Raw genomic sequence first — 18,077 nt, forward strand, 5'->3', positions numbered from 1 at the left:
CGTGCGCTGGCGCGGCTGGCTCCGCCTCCTGGCGCTCGCCCTGCTCGCGGCGGGGCTGTGGTTCGGCATCGGGGTGTGGCAGCGCACCCGTGCGGGCTTGGAGTTCGAAGCGGCGGCCCGCGCCGAGCTGCCCCTCACCCTGGCGGTGTTCGTGCTCGCGGCGGTCTGGGTGCGGCTCTCAGACCGGGTGCGGGGGCGCAAATGAGCCGGGCAGAGGCCGGGGCACGCCGCCTCGCGGTCATCCACACGGGCGGCACCATCGCCAGCCGCCCTGACCCGGCGGGTCCCGGCCTCACCCCGCAGGCGGCCCCCGCCGTGCCGGGCCTGCCGGGGGTGACCGTGAGCACCCACCAGCCCTTTCAGCTTCCCAGCCCGCACGTCACGCCGGGGCACATGCTGGCGCTGGCCCGGCTCATCGAGCGCCTCGCTCCGGAGTCGGACGGCATCGTCGTCACCCACGGCACCGACACGCTGGAGGAGACGGCCTTTTTCCTGCATCTCGTGTTGGCGACTGCTGTGCCGGTCTTGCTGACCGGCTCCATGCGCCACGCCGAGGAGGTCTCCTGGGACGGCCCGGCCAACCTGCTGGACGCGGCGCACGTCGCCCTGCACCCGGACACGCGGGGGCGGGGGCCGCTGGTTGTCTTCGGGGGCGAGCTGTTCGACGCCCGCACGGTCACCAAGGTGCACACCAGCGCGGTGGACGCCTTTGGGGGCTACCCCGGCCCCATCGGGCGGGTAGACCGGGTGGGGGAAGCCGCTCAGGTGCGCTTTTTTGCCCGGCCCGAAGCGCGGCCCGTCTATGCCCCGGAGCGGCTCACGGCCCGCGTGGAAATCCTCTATGCCTACGCGGGCTGGCGGGGCGAGGGCTACGCAGAGGCCGCCGCCCGCGCCGACGGGCTGGTCATCGCGGCGCTGGGCACCGGGAACCTCCCCGCCGAGCTGCTGCCCCTCGTCGCCGCGAGTGCCGAGGCCGGGCAGCCCGTCGTGCTCGCCACCCGCACCCACGCCGGGCCGATTCTGCCCGTCTACGGCTACCCCGGCGGCGGCGCGACCCTGGTGGCGGCGGGGGCGATTCCCGCGAGCTTCCTGAACGCCCACAAGGCCCGCTTGCTGCTCCTGCTGCTCCTCAGCCTGGGGCAGAGCTTGGAGGAGATTCGGGGGGTATTCGCGCAGGGACGCTTCTGAGGCGGGTGCACCCTCAGAGGTTCCAGCCCCCTGCCACTTCCAGCTCCTGCCCGGTCACGTAGTCACTGGCCCGCACGAAGTACAGGGCGGCGTCCACGAGTTCTTCCACCGTGCCCACCCGCCCGGCGGGAATCTCACGCAGGGGCTGGCTGACCGACGTCTCGATGACCCCCGGCGACACCACATTCACGCTGACGCCCGTGCCCGCCAGCACCCGCCCCAGCGCGTGCGAGAGGTGCAGCACCCCCGCTTTGGCGATGGCATAGGGCACGATGCCGGGCCGGGCGACGAGATGCCGTGCCCCCGCGTACCCCAGGTTGACGATGCGCCCAAACCCCGCTTCCCGCATCAGCGGCGCGGCGGCCTGACAGGTGGCGAAGGTGGCGGTGAGGTTGCTGCCCAGCATGTCGCCCCATTCCGCGTCGGTGGTCTCCAGCAGCGGCTTATGCACGTAGTTGCCCACGTTGTTCACGAGCACGGCGAGGCCCCGACCCGCAAAGGCCCCGTGGGCCGCCGCGACCAGCGCCCGCGCCTGCGCGGGGTCGGTGAGGTCGGCCCGCAGGGTGGTCGCGGGCACACCCTGTTCTTCGCAGCGCCGCGCGGTTTCCTGCGCGTCGGCCTCGCTGGAGCGGTAGTGGACGGCGACCGCGTACCCTTCCCCCGCCAGCGCGACCGCCAGCGCCCGCCCGATGCCCCGCGCCGCGCCCGTCACCAGGGCGGTGCCCCGCCGCCCCGGCCCGCTCACCATGCCTCCCGCTGGGCCAGCTCCACCAGCGTCCGGGTGTAAGAGTTCAGCGGCAGGCTCAGGGCCTCCTCCAGGGTGGCCCACGACCAGTCCACGATTTCTTCATTGGGCGTGACCGTCAGCGAGTCCGTGCGGGCAAAGAAGTCCACCAGCAGCAGGTGGGCGGGCTTATGGAACTCCGGACTGAGGACCGCCTCCTGCGTCTGGGCGTAGCGCACCCCGCTGAGGGTCAGGCCCGTCTCCTCCCGGAACTCGCGCCGGAGGGCAGCTTCTAGCGTCTCGCCCCAGTCTACCTTGCCGCCGGGCACCCCCCAGGCCCCGCGCCACTTCGTCGTCTGGACCAGCAGCACCCGCTCTCCCGGTCCCCACACCAGCGCTCCCACGCACACGACGGGTCTGTCCATGGGGAGCAGGGTACGGTGTGGGTGGAGGGGACGGGGCAGAATCAAAGGGATGGACTGGCCTTCGCTGCTGATTCTTGTCCCGGCGGTTGTTCTGGGATTGATGCTGGCTGAGCGTATCGAGCGGCGGCGCGACGACCTACCTGTCCTGCGATTGCTGGCAGAACTGCTGGGCCTGTACCTGCTCATCGGCGTGGCGCTGGCCGCCGTATGGCTGATCTTCGGCGGTGAGGACGACCTGCCCAGTCCCCTGGCTTTCGCCCTGATCGGGATTCCGGCGATGTCGCGGTGGGCAGAGGCGCCAACCATCCGGGCGCTGGCCCTGCCACTGCGCTGGACGGTGCTGGGCGCAGTCCTGCTGCTGCCGCTGCTGGGAGTGAGGGTGGGGACTGCGCTGCTGCGGCCCGCATCTTGGGGGGCGGCCCTGGCGCTGCTGCCCTGGGCGGCCGCGCTGGGAGCCGCCTCTGGTCTGATTGCCCTGCTGTGGACGTGGCTGGAGCGGGTGTGGGTTCTCCCGGCACGGGGGCAGGGGGGAAAATGACCCCATGACCTGGAACTGGCCCCTCCTGCTGGGCTTCGCGCTGCTCGTCCTGCTGCGGGTCTGGGCCGAAGCGTGGCTGAGGCGGCAACCCTCCCCGCCGCTGGGGCGGGTGCTCGCGGTGCTGGGTGGAGGAACGCTGGCGCTGGCCCTGGGACTGGCCGCGCTGGGGGGACGCTGGCCAGGGTTGCTGCCCGCGGTGCCCGTCCTGAGCGTGCTGGGCGGTTTTTCCCTGAGCTGGCTGCTGGGGCGGGCCGCGGGGGTCCGGCAGCTTCCCCTGCTGGGGCGCGTGGGCCTGTACGCGCTCGCAGCGGTGTGGCCGGGGGCGGCCCTCACCCTCTGGGCGGCGCTGCTGACGCCCGCATTCGGGGCCGAGCTGGGCGCAGCGCTCGCCCGGACGCAGGCACTGGCCCTGGGGTCTGGCCTCTTCGTGCTGGTTTGGGAAGGGTCGGGGGCGCTCTTGCAGCTGCTGCGGGGGCGCTGGGTCCTCCCCGGTCCTGGCGAGCGTTCCTCTCCCGACCGCTGACCCCTACTGTGCCCGCCGGTGGCGCAGCACCCGGCGTTCCAGCGCCGTGACCGCGAGATACAGCGCCACCCCCAGCGCGACGAGCAGAGCGATGGCCGCGAACTGCCGGGGCGTGTCGTAGTAGGCGCGGGCCTGGTTGACCGCGAAGCCCAGCCCCGGCTGGTTGCTCACGAACTCCCACACGACCGCCCCGATCAAGGCCAGCGAGAGCGCCAGCCGCAGCCCCCCCAGCATGACCGGGAGGGCCGAGGGCAGCTCCAGCCGGGTCAGCCGCTGCCAGGGAGAGGCCCGCAGGGTGGAGAAGAGTTCGTGGTCGGTGCGCCGGACCTCGCGCACCCCGACGATGGTGGCGACCATGACCGGGTAGAGGGCCGAGAGCGCACTCACCAGCACCGCCGGAACGCGCCCGAAGCCGAACCAGGTCATCAGCAGCGGGGCCAGCACCACGATGGGCGTGCTCTGCGCCGCGACCACGAAGGGACTGAGCAGCCGTTCGAGCGTGCGCGACTTGCCCAGCGGGTAGCCGATCAGGGCACCCGCCAGCGACCCCAGCAATGCCCCCGCGAGGGTGACCCCGGCGGTCGCCCCCGCAAACGACAGGAACTCCCCCGGCGTGGCCCGCAGCTCGGCCCACACCCCCCCCGGCGAGGGCAGCAGCAGCGGCTGGCCCAGCGCCCGCGCCGCCAGCTCCCACAGGGCCAGTCCGCCCAGGACCGCGCCCAGCGGGGCAAGCAGGCCGGGGTCCAGCCGCGCCGGGGGGTCCGGGCGCAGCCGGGTGGAGTCACCCGTGCCCAGGAGGTTGCGCAGCCGCGCCTCCAGGCCGTCGGTGTAGGCGGTCACCCGGCCTTCGCCCCGCGTGCTCAGTTCGTCCACCACTCGCCCGCCCCGCAGCACAATCACCCGGTCGGCGAGCCACACCGCTTCCCGGATGGAGTGGGTCACGAGGACGGTGGTCCGCCCGGTCTTGTCGTGGAGGTGGCGCAGCTCGGCGTTAAAGCGCTCGCGGACCAGGGCGTCAAGCGCGGCAAAGGGTTCGTCCAAGAGCAGCACGTCGCTGCTTTGCGCCAGAGCGCGGGCGAGTGCCACCCGCGCCCGCATCCCCCCCGAAAGCTGCGCCGGGTAGTAGCCCGCGTAGCCCTCCAGCCCGACGAGCCGCAGCGCCTCGCCCGCCTCCAGCCCCCCGCCTGCGCCGAGGTCGTGCGGCAGGGCCACGTTCCGCAGCGCGGTACGCCAGGGCAGCAGGCGGTCATCCTGAAACATGAGTGCGGGCGCAGAAGCGACCTTGACCTGCCCCTCCTGCGGGCGCAGCAGCCCCGCCAGCACCCGCAGCAGCGTGCTCTTGCCGCTCCCCGACGGCCCGATAATCGCCAGAAACTCGCCGTGGGGCACCGCCAGCGTCACGTCCTCCAGGACGGTCTGTCCGCCCAGCCGCAGCGTCACGTGGGTCAGGCGAATGGCGAGTTGACCCTCGCCCGTGCCGACCTCCGGCTCCGTGCCGCCGAGCCGACTCACGCGCCGGGCCTCCCCCGCGTATTCACGAGCACCACGCCCGCAAGCGCGACCGCGCCCCCCAGCAGCGTGAGCAGCGTGGGCACCTCGCCCAGCCACAACCACGCGACGAGCACGGCAAACACGGGCGAGACGTAGAGGAAGGAGGTCGCCGCGCTTGCTCCCACCCGTGACAGCGCGTAGGTCCAGGTCAGGTAGGCCAGTGCCGCCGGAAAGAGGCCGATGTAAAGCACGGCGAGGTGCGCTTCCAGCGGTGCCCGCACGAGTTCGGCCCCGAAGCCCGGCAGAAAGACGAGCAGCGGCAGTGTTCCCGCGAGGATGCTCCAGACCGTGAAGGGAAGGGGTCCCATGCGCGAGAGCAGCGGCTTCTGGAAAACGAAGTACAGGCTGGTAAAAAGGGCCGCCGCCAGAATCAGCCCCGCACCCCCCAGGGCACCGGCCCCGCCCTCCCCACCCTGTCCCAGCACGAGGAGGGCCACCCCGCCGAAGCTCACCCCAGTGCCCAGCCAGCCCAGAGCATTGAGGCGCTCGCCCGCAAATCGGGTGGCCAACAGCGCGGTAAACACCGGTCCCGCCGCAATCATCAGGCTGGCGGTCCCGGCGGGCACGTGGACTTCGCCGTAGTTCAGGCAGACGTGGTAGAGGGTGATGCCCAAAAGGCTCAGGCCGAACAGCGGCCCTAAGTCTTCGCGGCGGGGGGGCGGAATCCGCGCGACCAGGGCGTACAGGGCGAGGGCCGCCGCTGCCACCAAAAAGCGGTAGAGGGTGAGGTGCCCCGGCGAAAAAGCCTGGAGGCCCGCCCGAATGCCCGCAAACGCGGACGCCCAGAACATGACCGTGACCAGCAGGGCACCCAGCGAGAGGGGGTCCAAGCGGCCCGTTCGGAGTGCCCGCGTCGTCATGCGGGCCAGCCTAGCGCGGCCCCAGCCTGAGCGTGAGCGGCCCGTCAAGGCGAGCACATCCGCCCCCCACTGCCCAGCCGTGAGCATGGGCAGGAGAAGTCTGACCCCAGGAGGTCTCAGCATGGACGACCGCAACAACAACGGCAAGACTGACCCCGGCACCCACGGCGCGTCTTACATGGGCGCGGACAGCACTCCGGACACGAATACCAACCTTGACCCGTCGGCTCCCGGCGGCCCCCAAACGGCGGCCGACCGCGAGGCTGCGGGGGAAGTCACCGAGCAGCACGCGCAGGGGGGTCTTGCGGGTGGGCTGGCCGCCACCCCCGACCCCACTCGCCAGAACGACAACAGCGGGATGCTGCAACCTGGCCTGACCGCCCGTGACGAGGATGCGGACGGGGCCGACATCATCGGCCAGAGCGGAAATGACCGCAATGACCCCCGCTCGCCTTAAATGTGAGTTGGGCGAGGATTAACCCAAGCTCAAGGACCGGGGGCCTAGACTGCTCGGTACGGAGGAGAACAGCCATGAGTGGATACGACAACAGCGCGAGCAAGAGCATGGACCAGGGCCGCCTCATCAGCAGCGCGGCGGGTGCCGCCCTGATGATTCTGGGCCTGCGCAAGAAGGGCCTGCTGGGCCTGCTGATGGCGGGCGCGGGCGGTTACCTCGCCTACCGGGGTGCAACGGGCAATGACCCGGTGATGTCGGCGGCGGGCCTGAGCGGCAACGCGAACGCCGCCAAGCCCATCTTTGTGGAGCACAGCGTGGTGATAGACCGCCCCCCCCAGCAGGTCTACGACTACTGGCGCAAGCTGGAAAACCTGCCCCACATCATGAGCCACCTGGAGAGTGTGACCGTGCTCGACGAGCGCCGCAGCCGCTGGGTCGCCAAGGCCCCGCTGGGCACCCACGTCGAGTGGGAAGCCGAAATCGTCAACGACAAGCCTGGCGAGCGCATCGGCTGGCACAGCCTCCCCGGCGCGACCGTGGATAACGCGGGCAGCGTGCAGTTCGAGAGTCTCCCCAGCGGCGGCACCCGCATCCACGTTGCTCTGTCCTATCGCCCGCCCGCCGGGGCGCTGGGCGCCGCGGTCGCCAAGCTGTTCGGCGAGGAACCCAGCCAGCAGATTGCCGAAGACCTCCAGAAGTTCAAGCAGACCTTTGAGGGTGCGAATCCGGTTCACTGAGCTTTCAAGCGAGGGGGGCGGCCTTCCCAGTGTGGGGGCCGCCCCTTCCTGACGCGCTACGCTTACCACTCCAAGTCGTAGTTGCTAAAGGGCCGGGTTTGCGAAACGGTCGTGCCCTCAAAGCGGTTCCAGCCCCGCTTGACCGTGAAGCCGAAGAAGGTGGTGTCCGAGGTCGCGTAAATCAGGCCGCGGTTGGCGCGTCGGGTGCGGGGTTCGTTCGCGTCGAACTTCTTGTTGCCGTTGAGGTCCACGTAGGCCAGGACCTCGTACACGCCCGCCCCCGCCGTGTCGGGCAGCGAGATGGAGTACACCCGCTTCTGGGGGTTAAAGGTGCCGATGTCGAGCTGGTCGACCGCGTTGTTCTCGTAGCCCGTGCCCGTTAGACCGACAAGCGCGATGCGGACATTGCCCGTCTGGGGCTGGTTGCCGCGAATCGTTCCGGTCACGTCGCCGCGGGGAAACCCCAACAGCCCGCAAGACGCCAGCGCGAGGGGAAGGCCGAGGGCCAGGGCCGCCTTGTTCATGGGCTGCATGCCCGGAGCCTAAGCGGACCGGGCCGCCGCGGGGTAGGGGGCGGCTAAACGTCCGGTGAAGATGGACCGTCCGCAGTCCCTTCCGCCCCCGCCTCCACCACCGTCAGCGAGCGCAGGGTTGCTCCCTGGTGCCAGCCGTACTGCGGGTCACGCAGGCCGAGCGCTTCCGCGACGGCGCGGGCGGTGCTGGGGTCGGGTTCTCCCTCCAGGCAAAACAGCAGGAACTTGCGCCCGCCGGGGCCAATGCGGATAAACAGGTTCTCGCCCAGTTCGAGCTGCTGGGTGCGGCCCAGCTTCTGGGCGCGGCCCTGCGCGTAGCGCAGCGCGTCGCGGATGCGGACGGTGACGGTGGGGTGGCTCATGGGGTCGCCTCCTGCGGGGGTGGGCGCAGGCCGCCGAGCAGCAGGTCGGCGTAGCGGCTCGCCACCTCGCGGGGACTCAGCCGCCCGCCGGGGCGGTACCAGGTATAAGCCCAGTTCACCGCCGAGAGAATCAGGTTGGCGGTCATCTTCACGTCGAGGTCAGCGCGGAAGACCCCCTCGCGGATGCCCTGGGCGACCAGTTCCCGGTAAAAGGCCTCGGTCGTGTCGCGCCACTGGGTGACGCGGGCGTAGGCCTCCGGCGAGAGGTGCTTCCACTCATGAAAAAAAACGGTGGCGCTTTCCAGGTTGTCCGCGACCACCGTGAGGTGCCGGGCCATCGCTTCTCGCAGCCGCGTATCGGCGGGGCGTGGGTCACTCGCCAGGTCGAGGAGGGCCGCTTCAAACTGCCGAGCGGCTCCCTCCACAATCTCAATCAAGAGGGCCTCTTTGCTGCTGATGTGCGCGTAGAGGCTGCCCCCCTGCATCCCCAGCTCGGCGGCGAGGTCGCGCATGCTCGCCCCGTGGTAGCCCCGCTCGGAAAACAGGCGGCTGGCGACTTCGTGAATCTGCTCGCGGCGCGACCTCGCCGGACCGGGAGAGGCCGTCTTCTCTGGGGCAGGAGGGGCAGGAGGAGAGTCCGTCATGGGGGGACGCGGCGGCGTGGGGGCAGGGTAGCACGGTGCTGCGGGGAGGCAGGGTGCTAGAACGGACAGTATGACTTCCGCTCCCTCTCGCCCCCAGGCGGCGGCTCCGGCGGGCGTGCGCTCCGCCGTGCGGACGGTGCCCGCCTATCCCTTCACGCCCCTCGACGTGCCGGTCAAGCTCGACCAGAACGAGAACGCCTACGACTTCCCCGCCGAGCTGAAGGCCGAGGCCACCGCCCGGATGCTCGCCCGTCCCTGGAACCGTTACCCGGATCTGGGGGCCGAGGGGATTCGCGCCCGCCTCGCCGCGCTCACAGACTGGGACGAGGCGGGCGTGGTCCTGACGCCCGGCAGCAACGTGCTCATCAAGCTGCTCACCGAACTCGCGGGCATCGGGCAAACCGTGCTGACGGTCAGCCCCACCTTTGCCGTCTACACCCTCGAAGCGCAGATGCTGGGGGCGCGGCTGGTGCAGCTTCCCCTGAACCCCGACTTCTCGCTCCCGGTGGCCGGGCTGGTGGACGCCCTGCGCGAACAGCCCCCCGGCGTGCTGTACCTCACCCAGCCCCACGCCCCGACCGGGCACGTGGACCACGCGGAGGCCGTGCGCGAGGTCGTGGAGGCCGCCGGGGGGGACTGGGTGGTCGTGCTCGACGAGGCTTACGGCGACTACAGTGGCACGGATTACCGGGCGCTGGTGCGGGAGGGCGAGAACCGCCTCAGCCTGCGGACTTTCAGCAAGGCCTGGGGGTTGGCGGGCATCCGGCTGGGGTACGCCCTGACCAGCCCGGCCCTGGCGACCGAACTGCGCAAGCTCGTGCCCGCCTTCAATGTCGGCGTGCTGGCCGAAGCCGCGTTGGAAGTCGCCCTGGAGAATCCCGGCTACGTGCAGGAGCGCGCCGCCGAGGTCCGCCGCGAGCGGGAGCGCGTCTTCGCGGCCCTGCGCGAGCACCCGGTCTGGCAGCCCCTGCCCAGCGAGGCCAACTTCTACCTGCTGCGGACGCCCGACGCCGAAGCCGCCTACCGCCACCTCCTCTCGCACGGCATCGTGGTGCGCCGCCAGGACTCGCTGCCGGGGCTGACGGGCTGCCTGCGGGTGGCGGTGGGCACGCCGGAGGAGAACGACGCCCTGCTCGCAGCGGCGCGGTTGTTCAGACCTCTAGGGCGGGAACAGAGTGATGAGGGAGCGGTAGGCTGACTTCTATGGCCGAAACTTGGACTGTGAGAGATGGTGGGGATGACTAGTTTGGATCGGTCCCCTGAAGTCTATGTCGCCGAGGTGTTCGGTTTCCCGTCGGATAATCGGGACGCCGATGTGACGCGCTTCCGCAGCCTACGCCTCTGCCCCTTTCGGCCTCTTCATCCCAAAGCAAGGCGGGACCTTTCTGTACCCGACCACGAAATCCCCTTTGAGCAGCAGTTTGGACTCTGCACCAAAGGTAAGAAGAACGACCCCCTTGGCGTGTGCAGTGTCTATGTGAATGGGAGACCCTGCATTACCTGTCCCGTCAGGTTTGGAGAGGGCCGCGTGATGCTGGATGCCGCGGCAGTTTGGGCTGCAAGTGTACTGGGAGTACCCGCCGCAGACATGGTTGCCATTCCCGAAGTTCGACTGATACCTACCCTTGCTCCTGAGGGGAGTACTCCGAGCGTCAGCGGTCTCCCGCTGGATGAAAAGACGTCCGAAATCTCGAAGAATGAGTCGTCAGATGGTGATTCTCTTGCTGAGAGCGCACAAGGTTCAACCGCAGGGGACGAGCAGAACGGTTCTCAGGAAAAGAGTGCAGGGAATATTGATTATGTCCTTGCGCACATCGACACGACTGTTGTAGGTAGTCGCTATCTCAGCGACTACCACGTCAACGCTTACGCGGCACTGGAAGTCCAAGCAGTCTATATCAGTGGGAATGTCAGGAATCCCTTTGAAGCGTACATGGGCCGGGCCTCTTGGGACGGCAGTAATCCCCCGCGTCCGGACTGGCTCAGCAGCTCCCGGAAACGCCTCGTGCCGCAACTCGCATGGAAGGGGAGCGTCCTCCATGCTTGGATGAAGCCCATTGCCGTGTGTGTGCAGGCGGCTTTCTGGGATACTATGCCTTACTTGAGCAGCGTGACCACAAGTGATACCGCCAGCGCTGCATACCAGGAGATGGCGTGGGTCATTACCGATCTAGAACGCCAGGGGCGCATCTACCGGTTGAGACATATCCAGACTCTCTACAGTGAGTTTGAGAAAACACTTCTGGCAGCAACTCAGACGCCCGCCGGATACGACCACATTCTCCGAAAGACAATTCTGACAAAATACATAAGGCAAACCACTGGGAAGTCGTTGTCGCCTCCCAAGAAGTCTAAACCCCTCGGTATGACGAGACAGACCAAGCCTACAAGGCAAACCCAGAAAAGTAAAGATTGACTCAGTATTCCCAGCTCAAGTCGTGGCCGATGAGCAGCTCATGCACTATTGTGTGATGGGTGTTCTTCATCCTAATAGGCTTGACCTGAAAGCTATTCTGCTTTGCCATAATAAAAACCTCAGGAGAGAGGTCATAGGTCATCACCACATCATTCAGAGCGGCAGCGATTTGGAAGAGCTGCGGATGGTCTACCACACTATGCATGTAAAGGCGGCGACCTGCCCTTTTGCCCCCCGCAGTGTAGGGCGGGTCCACGAACGCGCTCACGTCCCGTCGTCCAATGTACTGAGCCAAAACAGGCAGTCCATCTCCGCAAATCACCGTCACCCGCTCGCGTACGGCGTTGAGGGCGCGAATACGGCGAGCCAGGGTATCGGGATACCAGCGGGAGAGCACTCCCTTTCCGTTCTCCCCTTGTTTCAACACGCCGCTACCGGGGGCAATGATGCCGCCGCGTGAGACGCGGTTTTGAACCACCGTTCGCCACGCTACTTCTAAGAGGTCGGTGGGGTCGCTTGCCAAGATCTCCGCTGCTGCCTCAGCAGTCATGTCGAAGCTAAGGATGCGCTGTGCCAGCATTTCCGCCTGTTCGCTGAAGATGGTCTGCCAGACAGCCGCAACCCGGTCATCCAGTTCCACCATCACGACTCGGTCGGCCAATCCCTCCAAAGCGACGGCGCAGCTAATAGAACCGCCTCCTGCGAAGGGTTCCACAAACACCGCTGGCCGTTCCCGTGAGGCCAACCATTGCCGCAGTCGGGGAACGAACCACGATTTACCGCCGGGGTAACGGAATGGGCTGTACTGCGGCACTTGCGCGACGTTTACGACAGGGTGCGTCAGGTCGCTGAACAACAGCGGGGCTTGAGCGGTAGGCATAGAAAAATCATATCATGTCTCCACGATTCGTCCGAACCATGATTAAATTACTCATATTACTCATAGTATTTCGATGACGGGCTAAACCCCGCCGTAGCAAGGGCACGCGCTAGCCTCGGCGGGACCGCTTCCCCCATGGACCCCTTCACCCCGCCCCCCGATTTCGCCCCGCGCTCGCCCCTCGTGCGTGAGTGCACGGCGTGTGGGGCCTGCTGCTCGGCCCCGGATATCCACGCCCTGCGCAAGCCGCTGGGGGTGCCGTGCGTCCACCTGCGGCCCGACTGCCTGTGCGCGGTGTATGCCGCCCGGCCCGCCGTGTGCCGGGGCTACCAGCCCGACTGGGTATGCGGGGAGGTTGCGCCCCTGCCCACGCTGGAGGCGCGGGTGCGGCGATTCCTGGAGATTTACGGGCTGGAGGGGGAGGCTCGGCTCTAGAACAGCCCCGCTCCCAGGGCCGCGCACGCCCCCACCACCGCCCACGCGGGCCAGCGCCCGGCGGTGAGGGCGGCGTAGGCGAGCAGCGCGAGGGCGAGATGACGCGGTCCCCCGATGCCCGCCGTGAAGACGGGGTGGTACAGGGCGGCGAGCAGCAGGCCCACCACGCCCGCGTTCAGCCCCGCCAGCGCCGAGCGGGCGGCGGGCCGGGCCGAGAGGGCCGCCCAGAAGGGGAGGGTCCCCACCAGTAGCAGCAGGCCCGACAGGAAGATGCCCAGTGTGGCGACGCTGGCTCCCACCCACGCGGGCAGGGCCGTCTGCGCCGCGCCGAGGTAGGTGGCGAAGGTAAAGAGCGGCCCCGGCACCGCGTTCGCCGCCCCGTACCCGGCGAGGAAGGTGGACGGCGTGACGAACTCCGGCACGAACCCCGCCTCCAGCAGCGGCAGGACCACGTGCCCGCCCCCAAACACGAGCGCTCCCGCCCGGAAGGTCGTCCCGAAGAGCGCCCACCCCGGCCCCAGCGCCCCCAGCAGCGGCAGCGCCAGCAGCAAGCCCCCGCACAGGGCGAGCAGCCCCGCCCCCACCTGCCGCGAAACGGGCACCGGGGGCAACGCCGCTTCCGCCCCCGCTGCGGGCAGAAAGCGCCAGCCTACGAGCGCACAGACCCCCAGGGCCGCGACCTGCATCCCGGCGGCGGGCCATACCACCAGCAGGGCCGCGACCCCCAGCGCGAGCGCCGCCCGCCCCCGGTCCCCTCCGACCAGGCTGCCCCACATCCCCGCGACGGCTTGCGCGACGACCGCCACCGCCGCGACCTTCAGCCCGGTCAGCCACCCGGCCTCCGCCTCGCCCCCGAAGCGGGCTGCCCCCAGCGCAAAAGCCACCATCAGCCCCGCACTCGGCAGGGTGAAGCCCAGCCACGCCGCGAGCAGGCCCCATCCGCCCGCCCGCAGCAGCCCCAGCGCCATCCCGACCTGACTGCTCGCCGGACCCGGCAGGAACTGCGCGAGCGCCACGAGGTCGGCGTAGGCCCGCTCGGTCAGCCAGCCCCGGCGCTCCACGACCTCGCCCCGGAAGTAGCCCAGGTGCGCGACTGGCCCCCCGAAACTGGTCAGCCCCAGCCGCAGAAAGACGAGAAAGACCTCCAGCGCTCGCATCTGGAGGTCAGCTTACGTGGGGGGGTCAGTCGTCGGCGGCTTGCCCTTCTTTCTGGGGCACTTCGGGGTTCTCCACGAATTCGGTGGGGTCGAAGCGGTCGAAGCCGATTTCCTTCTCGTAGTCCTGAATCTTGACGTGCAAGCGCCGGACGTCGCCCTCAATCTGGCCGTAGTCGAAGGTGTCGAAGATAGCGGTGGTCTTCGCGTTCTTGCCCTCGAAATCGGGCACCTCGCGGGTCTTCCTGATGCCTTCTTCCAGCGCCTTGCGGCTCTCGATGCCGAGGTTGCGAAAGGCTACCTGCATCACGTCGCGTTGGAAGTCGCGCGGGCCGTAGATTCCGGCGCGGTAAACCGTCTCGGCGAACTCCTGCCAGTCGGGCACCAGCGCCGAGGCGGGCATGGAAAACTGCCCGATGACGTTCTTGATGGCGTCCAGGGTGCGTTCGGGGTAGTAGTAGAGGTACATCCGCACGCCTTCGAGGAAGAAGTTGTAGTGCGCGGCCTCGTCGACCGCGATGGTCTGGGCGACCTTGGCGAGCACGGGGTCGGAAAAGCCCGCGTACTGCGGTTTCTCGCTCTTGCCCTGGGCGATTTTCATCAGGTTCAGGTAGTTGAGCTGGGTGGCCCGCTCCTGAAACACGGTGTACACGAGGTTGTGGATGGCGTCGGGAAAGGGCAGCTCCCAGGTCTGCGAGCGCAGGCGCTCCTTGTACTCGGCAATCCACGCCGGGCTGCGCTGCCCGCTGAAGAGCACGGCGTTTTCCCAAGCGTCGGCGTGCTTCTCTTCCTCGCTGCCCCACCTAAGTTGGAAATGGCTGCGGCCATGCGAGCGCCGCACCAGGTTCACGAGCTGGCTGGTGAAGTCGGGGGCGTACTGCTCGACCGCGAAGAAGCCCTGGATGACGGTGATGATTTCCGGCGGCAGGTCCTGGCGCAGCTTGAGCCACTCGAAGGAGCGGTCGGGGTTCCAGTTGCGCGTCTCCTGGCTGCGGGCGGTGTACCAGCGGTAGAGGCCCAGAAAGCCGCGCTCAATCAGGCGGTCTTTTTCCTGGTTGCTGAGCAGCCCTGCTGGGGTGCGCGGGCGCTCGTTGAGCATGTTGGGGGGAAGGATGTCGGCCATCGGGAAAACTCCTTGTGAGGCGGCGTGCGTGCGGCAATCCGCCGGAGGGGTAGGGGTGGGGGACCTTACCCTGTTAGGCTACGGTCCCCCACCTGACGGAGGGGCGAACTGGGACGCGGTTTAACTTGAGCCTCGACCGGTCCCGGCCCTCGCCCGGCGTGGGAAGGAGGCCCCATGGTTCTGACCCTGACCGTCCTCGCCACGCTCCTGGGCGGTGCCTCCGCCCCGGTGCCCACCCTGGCCCCACCCCCCGCCCTGGCTGCGTCCGGTCCGGTGCGCGAACTGGCCCTCGCCGCTGGCCCGGATGGACGGCTGGTCCTCGCGGTGATGACCGACGCCGGGCGCTTCAGCAGCGGGCGGGGCACCTTCACCGGGCGGCACCTGCGGGTCTGGCGGGGGCAGGGAGTCACCTGGGAGGCGCTGGGCGGCGTCCTGAACTACGACCAGCCGCGCCCGCTTTCCGATCTCAACCTCGCGCTGGACCCCGCCGGGACCCCGGTGCTGGTCTGGAACGAGAACTACGGCGACAACGACGTGGTGGTTTTCCGGGCCTACCGGGAGGGGACCTGGACCGACTGGCGCACCCGCTATCTGGGCGACGACCTGCCCTACGCGGCCCGGACGCGGGCGGTCGCCGCATGGGAGGGCGAACCCGTGCTGGCCTGGGGCGAGACGTTGCGCACCCCCTACGGCAGCCGCCTGACCCTGCGGACCTGGGACCCGGCGGCGCGAACCTGGACCCGCAGCGAACCCTTCAACAATGGCCTGGTCTTCGCCCGTACCCCCGCCCTGGCCCTCGACCGCGCGGGGCGGGCGACGGTGGCCTGGCTTCAGGGGGACGTGCTGACGAGCGACGTGTTCGTCAAACGCTGGACCGGAGAGCGCTGGGAGGCGCTCGGCGGCAGCCTCAACCGCCGCCCGCGCAGCTACGTCGCCGCCACCCGGTTGGCGCTGGACTCGGCAGAGCGCCCGGTCGTCGCCTGGCTGGAGGACGCGGGCGGCGAGGACGCCCTGTACGTCTCGCGCTGGACGGGTCAGGGCTGGCAAGCGCTGGGCGGGCGGCTGGGCACCCGCACGGCCTCAGCCCCGGCGCTGGTCCTGGACCGGGCGGGGCGGCCCGTAGTGGCCTGGGTGGAGGAAGGGGGCGGGGTGGGCCGGGTCTACGCGGCGGGGTGGACCGGGCAGGACTGGCGGATACGAGGGCCGCTCAACCGCGACCCCCGGCGGGACGCCCGCTCGCCCTCGCTGGCCCTGGATGCGTCGGGCAAGGCGGTGCTCGCCTGGCGGGAGGACGTGGGTGGGGTGTACCGGGTGCAGTTGGAGCGCTGGGGGTTCTGACCCGCCTACACTCTGGGCATGACCTCTCGCCAAAGCCTCGTCGGTCAGCCCGCGCCCGACTTCACCCTGCCCTCGACGTTGGGGCAGGCCGTGACCCTGGGTTCCTACCGGGGGCAGCAGCACGTCGTGCTGGTCTTCTATCCGCTCGATTTCAGTCCGGTGTGCTCCATGCAACTGCCCGAATACTCTGGCCTTCAAGACGAGTTCGCGGAGGCGGGGGCCGTGGTGCTGGGGGTCAACCGTGACAGCGTGTATGCCCACAAGGCCTGGGCCGCCGAGTACGGCATCGAGGTGCCCCTCCTCGCGGATATGACACTGGAGGTGGCCCGGCAGTACGGGGTGGCGATAGACGAGCGCGGGGTGAGCGGGCGGGCGGTCTTCCTGATTGACAAGGAAGGTGTGGTGCGCTTCGAGCACGTCGAGGCAGGCACCGGGGAGTACATCCTGCGGCCCGAAGTGGTGCTCGCCCGCCTGCGCGAGCTGGGCGCGGGTTGAACCGAGTGCTCTGGCGAGCTGGTACGGTGAGCAGATGCAACCCTCTCACTTCCGGTGGGCGGCGGCCCTCGGCGCTGCCCTGACCGCAGCCTGGGCTGGGGCGCAGGCTGCTGCGCCGCTCGCTCCAGAGCCGCCCAGCCTCGACGAACGCATCAGCGCGGCGGTGCAGCCCGTCAGCGACTTCGTGAGCGGCATCATTTTTACCAGCGTGCCGGTGGGGGAGACGTCGCTGCCCCTCATCGTGCTGTGGCTGATTGCGGCGGGGATAGTCTTTACCCTGCGCTTCGGATTCATCAACCTGCGCGGCTTCTGGCACGGGGTGCAGCTCGTGCGTGGGCGCTACACGTCCACCCGCCCGGAGAGTGATGGGCAGGTCACCCACTTTCAGGCGCTCGCCACCGCCGTGAGCGGCACGGTGGGGCTGGGCAACATCGCGGGGGTGGCGGTCGCCATCAGCCTCGGCGGGCCGGGGGCGACCCTGTGGATGATTCTGGCCGGGCTGCTGGGCATGACCACCAAGTTCGTGGAATGCACCCTGGGCGTGAAGTACCGCCGCCGCAACCCCGACGGCACCGTCTCCGGCGGGCCGATGCACTACCTCCGTCAGGGCCTCGCCGAGCGCGGGCAGCCGGGGCTGGGGCGGGTGCTCGCCGGCATCTTCGCCGTGTGCTGCGTGGGCGGGGCGGTGGGGGGCGGCAACATGTTCCAGAGCAACCAGGCCTTCGCGCAGCTTGTGGCGGTGACGGGCGGGGCCGAAAGTCCACTCTCCGGCTACGGCTGGGCCTTCGGGCTGCTGATGGCCGTGCTCGCCGGAACCGTCATCATCGGGGGCATCCGCAACATCGCGCGGGTCACTTCGCGGCTGGTGCCGCTGATGGCCGCCGTGTACGTCGGGGCCAGCCTGGTCGTGCTGGGGGCCAACGCGGGGGCGATTCCGGGTGCTCTGGCCGCCATCTGGGACGGAGCCTTTTCGCCGGAAGGGGTGGCGGGCGGGGCGCTGGGTGCCCTCATCCAGGGGTTCCGGCGGGCCACCTTTTCCAACGAGGCGGGCATCGGCACGGCGGCCATCGCCCACAGCGCCGTGAAGACCGACCGCCCGGTCACCGAGGGCTTCGTCGCCCTGCTTGAACCCTTCCTCGACACCGTGGTCATCTGCACGATGACCGCACTCGTCATCATCGTGTCGGGCGTCTATACCCTGCCGGGCCAGAGCGGCTCAGCGCTGACCTCGGCGGCCTTCGCGACCGCGCTGCCGTGGTTTCCGTGGGTCCTCACCGTCGCCGTGATTCTCTTCGCCTTCAGCACCCTGCTGAGCTACTCCTACTACGGCACCAAGGCGGTGACCTACCTCTTCGGCGAGTCGCCCCGGCTCAAGCTGGGCTTCCGGCTCCTTTTCCTCGTCTTTACCGTGATTGGCGCGGCGATGAGCCTCGGCCCGGTGATCGACTTCAGTGACAGCATGCTCTTTGCGATGAGCATTCCCAACATCATCGGCCTGTACCTGCTCGCCCCGGTCGTGCGTCGCGAGCTGGCCGCGTACCGCCGCGACCTCGCTGCCGGGCACATTCCCAAGTACCCGGCGGGACAGCCTGAACCTCAGTAATCCAGGGCCGCGCCCATGCTCACCCCCACCTCGTCCACCGGGGGGGGGTTTTTGCGTCTTCAACGCGACCGCCGGGCGACAGCACTGCCCT

Annotated in this window: 22 protein-coding genes; 12 read left to right on the forward strand and 10 right to left on the reverse strand. The window is 69.1% G+C overall.

From position 1 onward, the window contains the following. Position 1 precedes the first annotated feature (1 nt). Both H565_RS0113370 and H565_RS0113375 read left to right on the forward strand, forming a co-directional pair. Positions 2-205 carry a hypothetical protein gene (locus H565_RS0113370; RefSeq protein ID WP_027461483.1) on the forward strand — a complete coding sequence of 68 codons (204 nt, stop codon included), beginning with the start codon at positions 2-4 and terminating at the stop codon, positions 203-205. After that, complete coding sequence (locus H565_RS0113375) at positions 202-1,188, forward strand: asparaginase (RefSeq protein WP_027461484.1); 987 nt, start codon at positions 202-204, stop codon at positions 1,186-1,188. Before H565_RS0113370 ends, H565_RS0113375 begins: the two co-directional genes overlap by 4 nt. Before the next feature lie 13 nt (positions 1,189-1,201). Here H565_RS0113375 and tmpR read toward each other — a convergent pair whose 3' ends face one another. Together tmpR and H565_RS0113385 are read right to left on the reverse strand one after the other, a co-directional pair. Next, positions 1,202-1,936: a bifunctional dihydropteridine reductase/dihydrofolate reductase TmpR gene (gene tmpR / locus H565_RS0113380; protein WP_034409644.1), complete on the reverse strand. Its 735-nt coding sequence runs from the start codon at positions 1,934-1,936 to the stop codon at positions 1,202-1,204. After that, positions 1,930-2,337, reverse strand: a complete 408-nt coding sequence (locus tag H565_RS0113385) for an NUDIX domain-containing protein (RefSeq protein WP_027461486.1) — start codon at positions 2,335-2,337, stop codon at positions 1,930-1,932. Before H565_RS0113385 ends, tmpR begins: the two co-directional genes overlap by 7 nt. A gap of 49 nt (positions 2,338-2,386) precedes the next feature. Between H565_RS0113385 and H565_RS0113390 the strand changes: the two genes are divergently transcribed. Beyond that, on the forward strand, positions 2,387-2,875 hold the full coding sequence (locus tag H565_RS0113390) for a hypothetical protein (protein ID WP_027461487.1): 489 nt from the start codon (positions 2,387-2,389) through the stop codon (positions 2,873-2,875). Positions 2,876-2,879: 4 nt separating this feature from the next. Next, positions 2,880-3,398, forward strand: coding sequence for a hypothetical protein (locus H565_RS0113395; protein WP_027461488.1), 519 nt, complete (start codon positions 2,880-2,882; stop codon positions 3,396-3,398). Between the two features lie 3 nt (positions 3,399-3,401). On the opposite strand, the gene H565_RS0113400 is transcribed toward H565_RS0113395, so the two are convergent. After that, entirely contained in the window at positions 3,402-4,910 is a 1,509-nt protein-coding gene (locus H565_RS0113400) for an ABC transporter permease subunit (RefSeq protein ID WP_084542994.1), read from the reverse strand. Next, the gene (locus H565_RS0113405) at positions 4,907-5,809 is read right to left on the reverse strand and encodes a DMT family transporter (RefSeq protein ID WP_027461490.1); all 903 of its coding nucleotides are present in this window, start codon (positions 5,807-5,809) and stop codon (positions 4,907-4,909) included. The genes H565_RS0113400 and H565_RS0113405 overlap by 4 nt, the downstream gene beginning before the upstream one ends. Positions 5,810-5,930: 121 nt before the next feature. Between H565_RS0113405 and H565_RS0113410 the strand changes: the two genes are divergently transcribed. Both H565_RS0113410 and H565_RS0113415 read left to right on the forward strand, forming a co-directional pair. Continuing rightward, positions 5,931-6,266 carry a hypothetical protein gene (locus H565_RS0113410; protein WP_027461491.1) on the forward strand — a complete coding sequence of 112 codons (336 nt, stop codon included), beginning with the start codon at positions 5,931-5,933 and terminating at the stop codon, positions 6,264-6,266. A gap of 74 nt (positions 6,267-6,340) precedes the next feature. Further along, on the forward strand, positions 6,341-7,003 hold the full coding sequence (locus H565_RS0113415) for an SRPBCC family protein (protein WP_027461492.1): 663 nt from the start codon (positions 6,341-6,343) through the stop codon (positions 7,001-7,003). Between the two features lie 62 nt (positions 7,004-7,065). On the opposite strand, the gene H565_RS15495 is transcribed toward H565_RS0113415, so the two are convergent. The 3 genes from H565_RS15495 to H565_RS0113430 are packed head-to-tail and all read right to left on the reverse strand — an operon-like array spanning position 7,066 to position 8,542. Then, positions 7,066-7,536, reverse strand: coding sequence for a hypothetical protein (locus tag H565_RS15495; RefSeq protein ID WP_051363629.1), 471 nt, complete (start codon positions 7,534-7,536; stop codon positions 7,066-7,068). 44 nt (positions 7,537-7,580) lie between these two features. Then, positions 7,581-7,898: a hypothetical protein gene (locus H565_RS0113425; RefSeq protein ID WP_027461493.1), complete on the reverse strand. Its 318-nt coding sequence runs from the start codon at positions 7,896-7,898 to the stop codon at positions 7,581-7,583. Then, complete coding sequence (locus H565_RS0113430) at positions 7,895-8,542, reverse strand: TetR/AcrR family transcriptional regulator (RefSeq protein WP_027461494.1); 648 nt, start codon at positions 8,540-8,542, stop codon at positions 7,895-7,897. The genes H565_RS0113425 and H565_RS0113430 overlap by 4 nt, the downstream gene beginning before the upstream one ends. A gap of 70 nt (positions 8,543-8,612) precedes the next feature. Between H565_RS0113430 and H565_RS15500 the strand changes: the two genes are divergently transcribed. Together H565_RS15500 and H565_RS16165 are read left to right on the forward strand one after the other, a co-directional pair. Then, on the forward strand, positions 8,613-9,740 hold the full coding sequence (locus H565_RS15500; protein WP_051363630.1) for a pyridoxal phosphate-dependent aminotransferase: 1,128 nt from the start codon (positions 8,613-8,615) through the stop codon (positions 9,738-9,740). Positions 9,741-9,770: 30 nt separating this feature from the next. Continuing rightward, complete coding sequence (locus tag H565_RS16165; protein WP_084542995.1) at positions 9,771-10,958, forward strand: NotI family restriction endonuclease; 1,188 nt, start codon at positions 9,771-9,773, stop codon at positions 10,956-10,958. A 1-nt stretch (position 10,959) separates the two neighbouring features. Here H565_RS16165 and H565_RS0113440 read toward each other — a convergent pair whose 3' ends face one another. Beyond that, positions 10,960-11,838: a DNA adenine methylase gene (locus tag H565_RS0113440; protein ID WP_027461495.1), complete on the reverse strand. Its 879-nt coding sequence runs from the start codon at positions 11,836-11,838 to the stop codon at positions 10,960-10,962. Positions 11,839-11,973: 135 nt separating this feature from the next. Between H565_RS0113440 and H565_RS0113445 the strand changes: the two genes are divergently transcribed. Next, positions 11,974-12,273, forward strand: a complete 300-nt coding sequence (locus H565_RS0113445; protein WP_027461496.1) for a YkgJ family cysteine cluster protein — start codon at positions 11,974-11,976, stop codon at positions 12,271-12,273. Here H565_RS0113445 and chrA read toward each other — a convergent pair. Further along, positions 12,270-13,430, reverse strand: coding sequence for a chromate efflux transporter (gene chrA, locus H565_RS0113450; RefSeq protein ID WP_027461497.1), 1,161 nt, complete (start codon positions 13,428-13,430; stop codon positions 12,270-12,272). The two genes, H565_RS0113445 and chrA, sit on opposite strands and share 4 nt — an antisense overlap. 25 nt (positions 13,431-13,455) lie before the next feature. Then, a complete protein-coding gene (locus H565_RS0113455; RefSeq protein WP_027461498.1) occupies positions 13,456-14,550 on the reverse strand; it encodes an acyl-ACP desaturase in 1,095 nt (364 codons plus the stop codon). A gap of 174 nt (positions 14,551-14,724) precedes the next feature. On the opposite strand from H565_RS0113455, the gene H565_RS0113460 reads away from it, so the two are divergent. The 3 genes from H565_RS0113460 to H565_RS15505 are packed head-to-tail and all read left to right on the forward strand — an operon-like array spanning position 14,725 to position 17,986. After that, positions 14,725-15,888 carry a hypothetical protein gene (locus H565_RS0113460; RefSeq protein ID WP_051363631.1) on the forward strand — a complete coding sequence of 388 codons (1,164 nt, stop codon included), beginning with the start codon at positions 14,725-14,727 and terminating at the stop codon, positions 15,886-15,888. 18 nt (positions 15,889-15,906) lie between these two features. Then, a complete protein-coding gene (locus H565_RS0113465; RefSeq protein ID WP_034409648.1) occupies positions 15,907-16,383 on the forward strand; it encodes a peroxiredoxin in 477 nt (158 codons plus the stop codon). Positions 16,384-16,417: 34 nt separating this feature from the next. Next, entirely contained in the window at positions 16,418-17,986 is a 1,569-nt protein-coding gene (locus tag H565_RS15505; RefSeq protein ID WP_084542996.1) for an alanine/glycine:cation symporter family protein, read from the forward strand. Positions 17,987-18,077: the final 91 nt, after the last annotated feature.

It is taken from the genome of Deinococcus murrayi DSM 11303 (assembly GCF_000482805.1).
GTDB lineage: Bacteria > Deinococcota > Deinococci > Deinococcales > Deinococcaceae > Deinococcus > Deinococcus murrayi.

Coding starts and splice junctions, on each gene's coding strand:
- H565_RS15505 (WP_084542996.1), top strand. CDS start 16,418: ATGCAACCCTCTCACTTCCGGTGGGCGGCGGCCCTCGGCGCTGCCCTG.
- H565_RS16165 (WP_084542995.1), top strand. CDS start 9,771: ATGGTGGGGATGACTAGTTTGGATCGGTCCCCTGAAGTCTATGTCGCC.
- chrA (WP_027461497.1), bottom strand. CDS start 13,430: ATGCGAGCGCTGGAGGTCTTTCTCGTCTTTCTGCGGCTGGGGCTGACC.
- tmpR (WP_034409644.1), bottom strand. CDS start 1,936: ATGGTGAGCGGGCCGGGGCGGCGGGGCACCGCCCTGGTGACGGGCGCG.
- H565_RS15500 (WP_051363630.1), top strand. CDS start 8,613: ATGACTTCCGCTCCCTCTCGCCCCCAGGCGGCGGCTCCGGCGGGCGTG.
- H565_RS0113465 (WP_034409648.1), top strand. CDS start 15,907: ATGACCTCTCGCCAAAGCCTCGTCGGTCAGCCCGCGCCCGACTTCACC.
- H565_RS0113385 (WP_027461486.1), bottom strand. CDS start 2,337: ATGGACAGACCCGTCGTGTGCGTGGGAGCGCTGGTGTGGGGACCGGGA.
- H565_RS0113375 (WP_027461484.1), top strand. CDS start 202: ATGAGCCGGGCAGAGGCCGGGGCACGCCGCCTCGCGGTCATCCACACG.
- H565_RS0113390 (WP_027461487.1), top strand. CDS start 2,387: ATGGACTGGCCTTCGCTGCTGATTCTTGTCCCGGCGGTTGTTCTGGGA.
- H565_RS0113395 (WP_027461488.1), top strand. CDS start 2,880: ATGACCTGGAACTGGCCCCTCCTGCTGGGCTTCGCGCTGCTCGTCCTG.
- H565_RS0113405 (WP_027461490.1), bottom strand. CDS start 5,809: ATGACGACGCGGGCACTCCGAACGGGCCGCTTGGACCCCCTCTCGCTG.
- H565_RS15495 (WP_051363629.1), bottom strand. CDS start 7,536: ATGCAGCCCATGAACAAGGCGGCCCTGGCCCTCGGCCTTCCCCTCGCG.
- H565_RS0113460 (WP_051363631.1), top strand. CDS start 14,725: ATGGTTCTGACCCTGACCGTCCTCGCCACGCTCCTGGGCGGTGCCTCC.
- H565_RS0113455 (WP_027461498.1), bottom strand. CDS start 14,550: ATGGCCGACATCCTTCCCCCCAACATGCTCAACGAGCGCCCGCGCACC.
- H565_RS0113440 (WP_027461495.1), bottom strand. CDS start 11,838: ATGCCTACCGCTCAAGCCCCGCTGTTGTTCAGCGACCTGACGCACCCT.
- H565_RS0113430 (WP_027461494.1), bottom strand. CDS start 8,542: ATGACGGACTCTCCTCCTGCCCCTCCTGCCCCAGAGAAGACGGCCTCT.
- H565_RS0113415 (WP_027461492.1), top strand. CDS start 6,341: ATGAGTGGATACGACAACAGCGCGAGCAAGAGCATGGACCAGGGCCGC.
- H565_RS0113425 (WP_027461493.1), bottom strand. CDS start 7,898: ATGAGCCACCCCACCGTCACCGTCCGCATCCGCGACGCGCTGCGCTAC.
- H565_RS0113410 (WP_027461491.1), top strand. CDS start 5,931: ATGGACGACCGCAACAACAACGGCAAGACTGACCCCGGCACCCACGGC.
- H565_RS0113445 (WP_027461496.1), top strand. CDS start 11,974: ATGGACCCCTTCACCCCGCCCCCCGATTTCGCCCCGCGCTCGCCCCTC.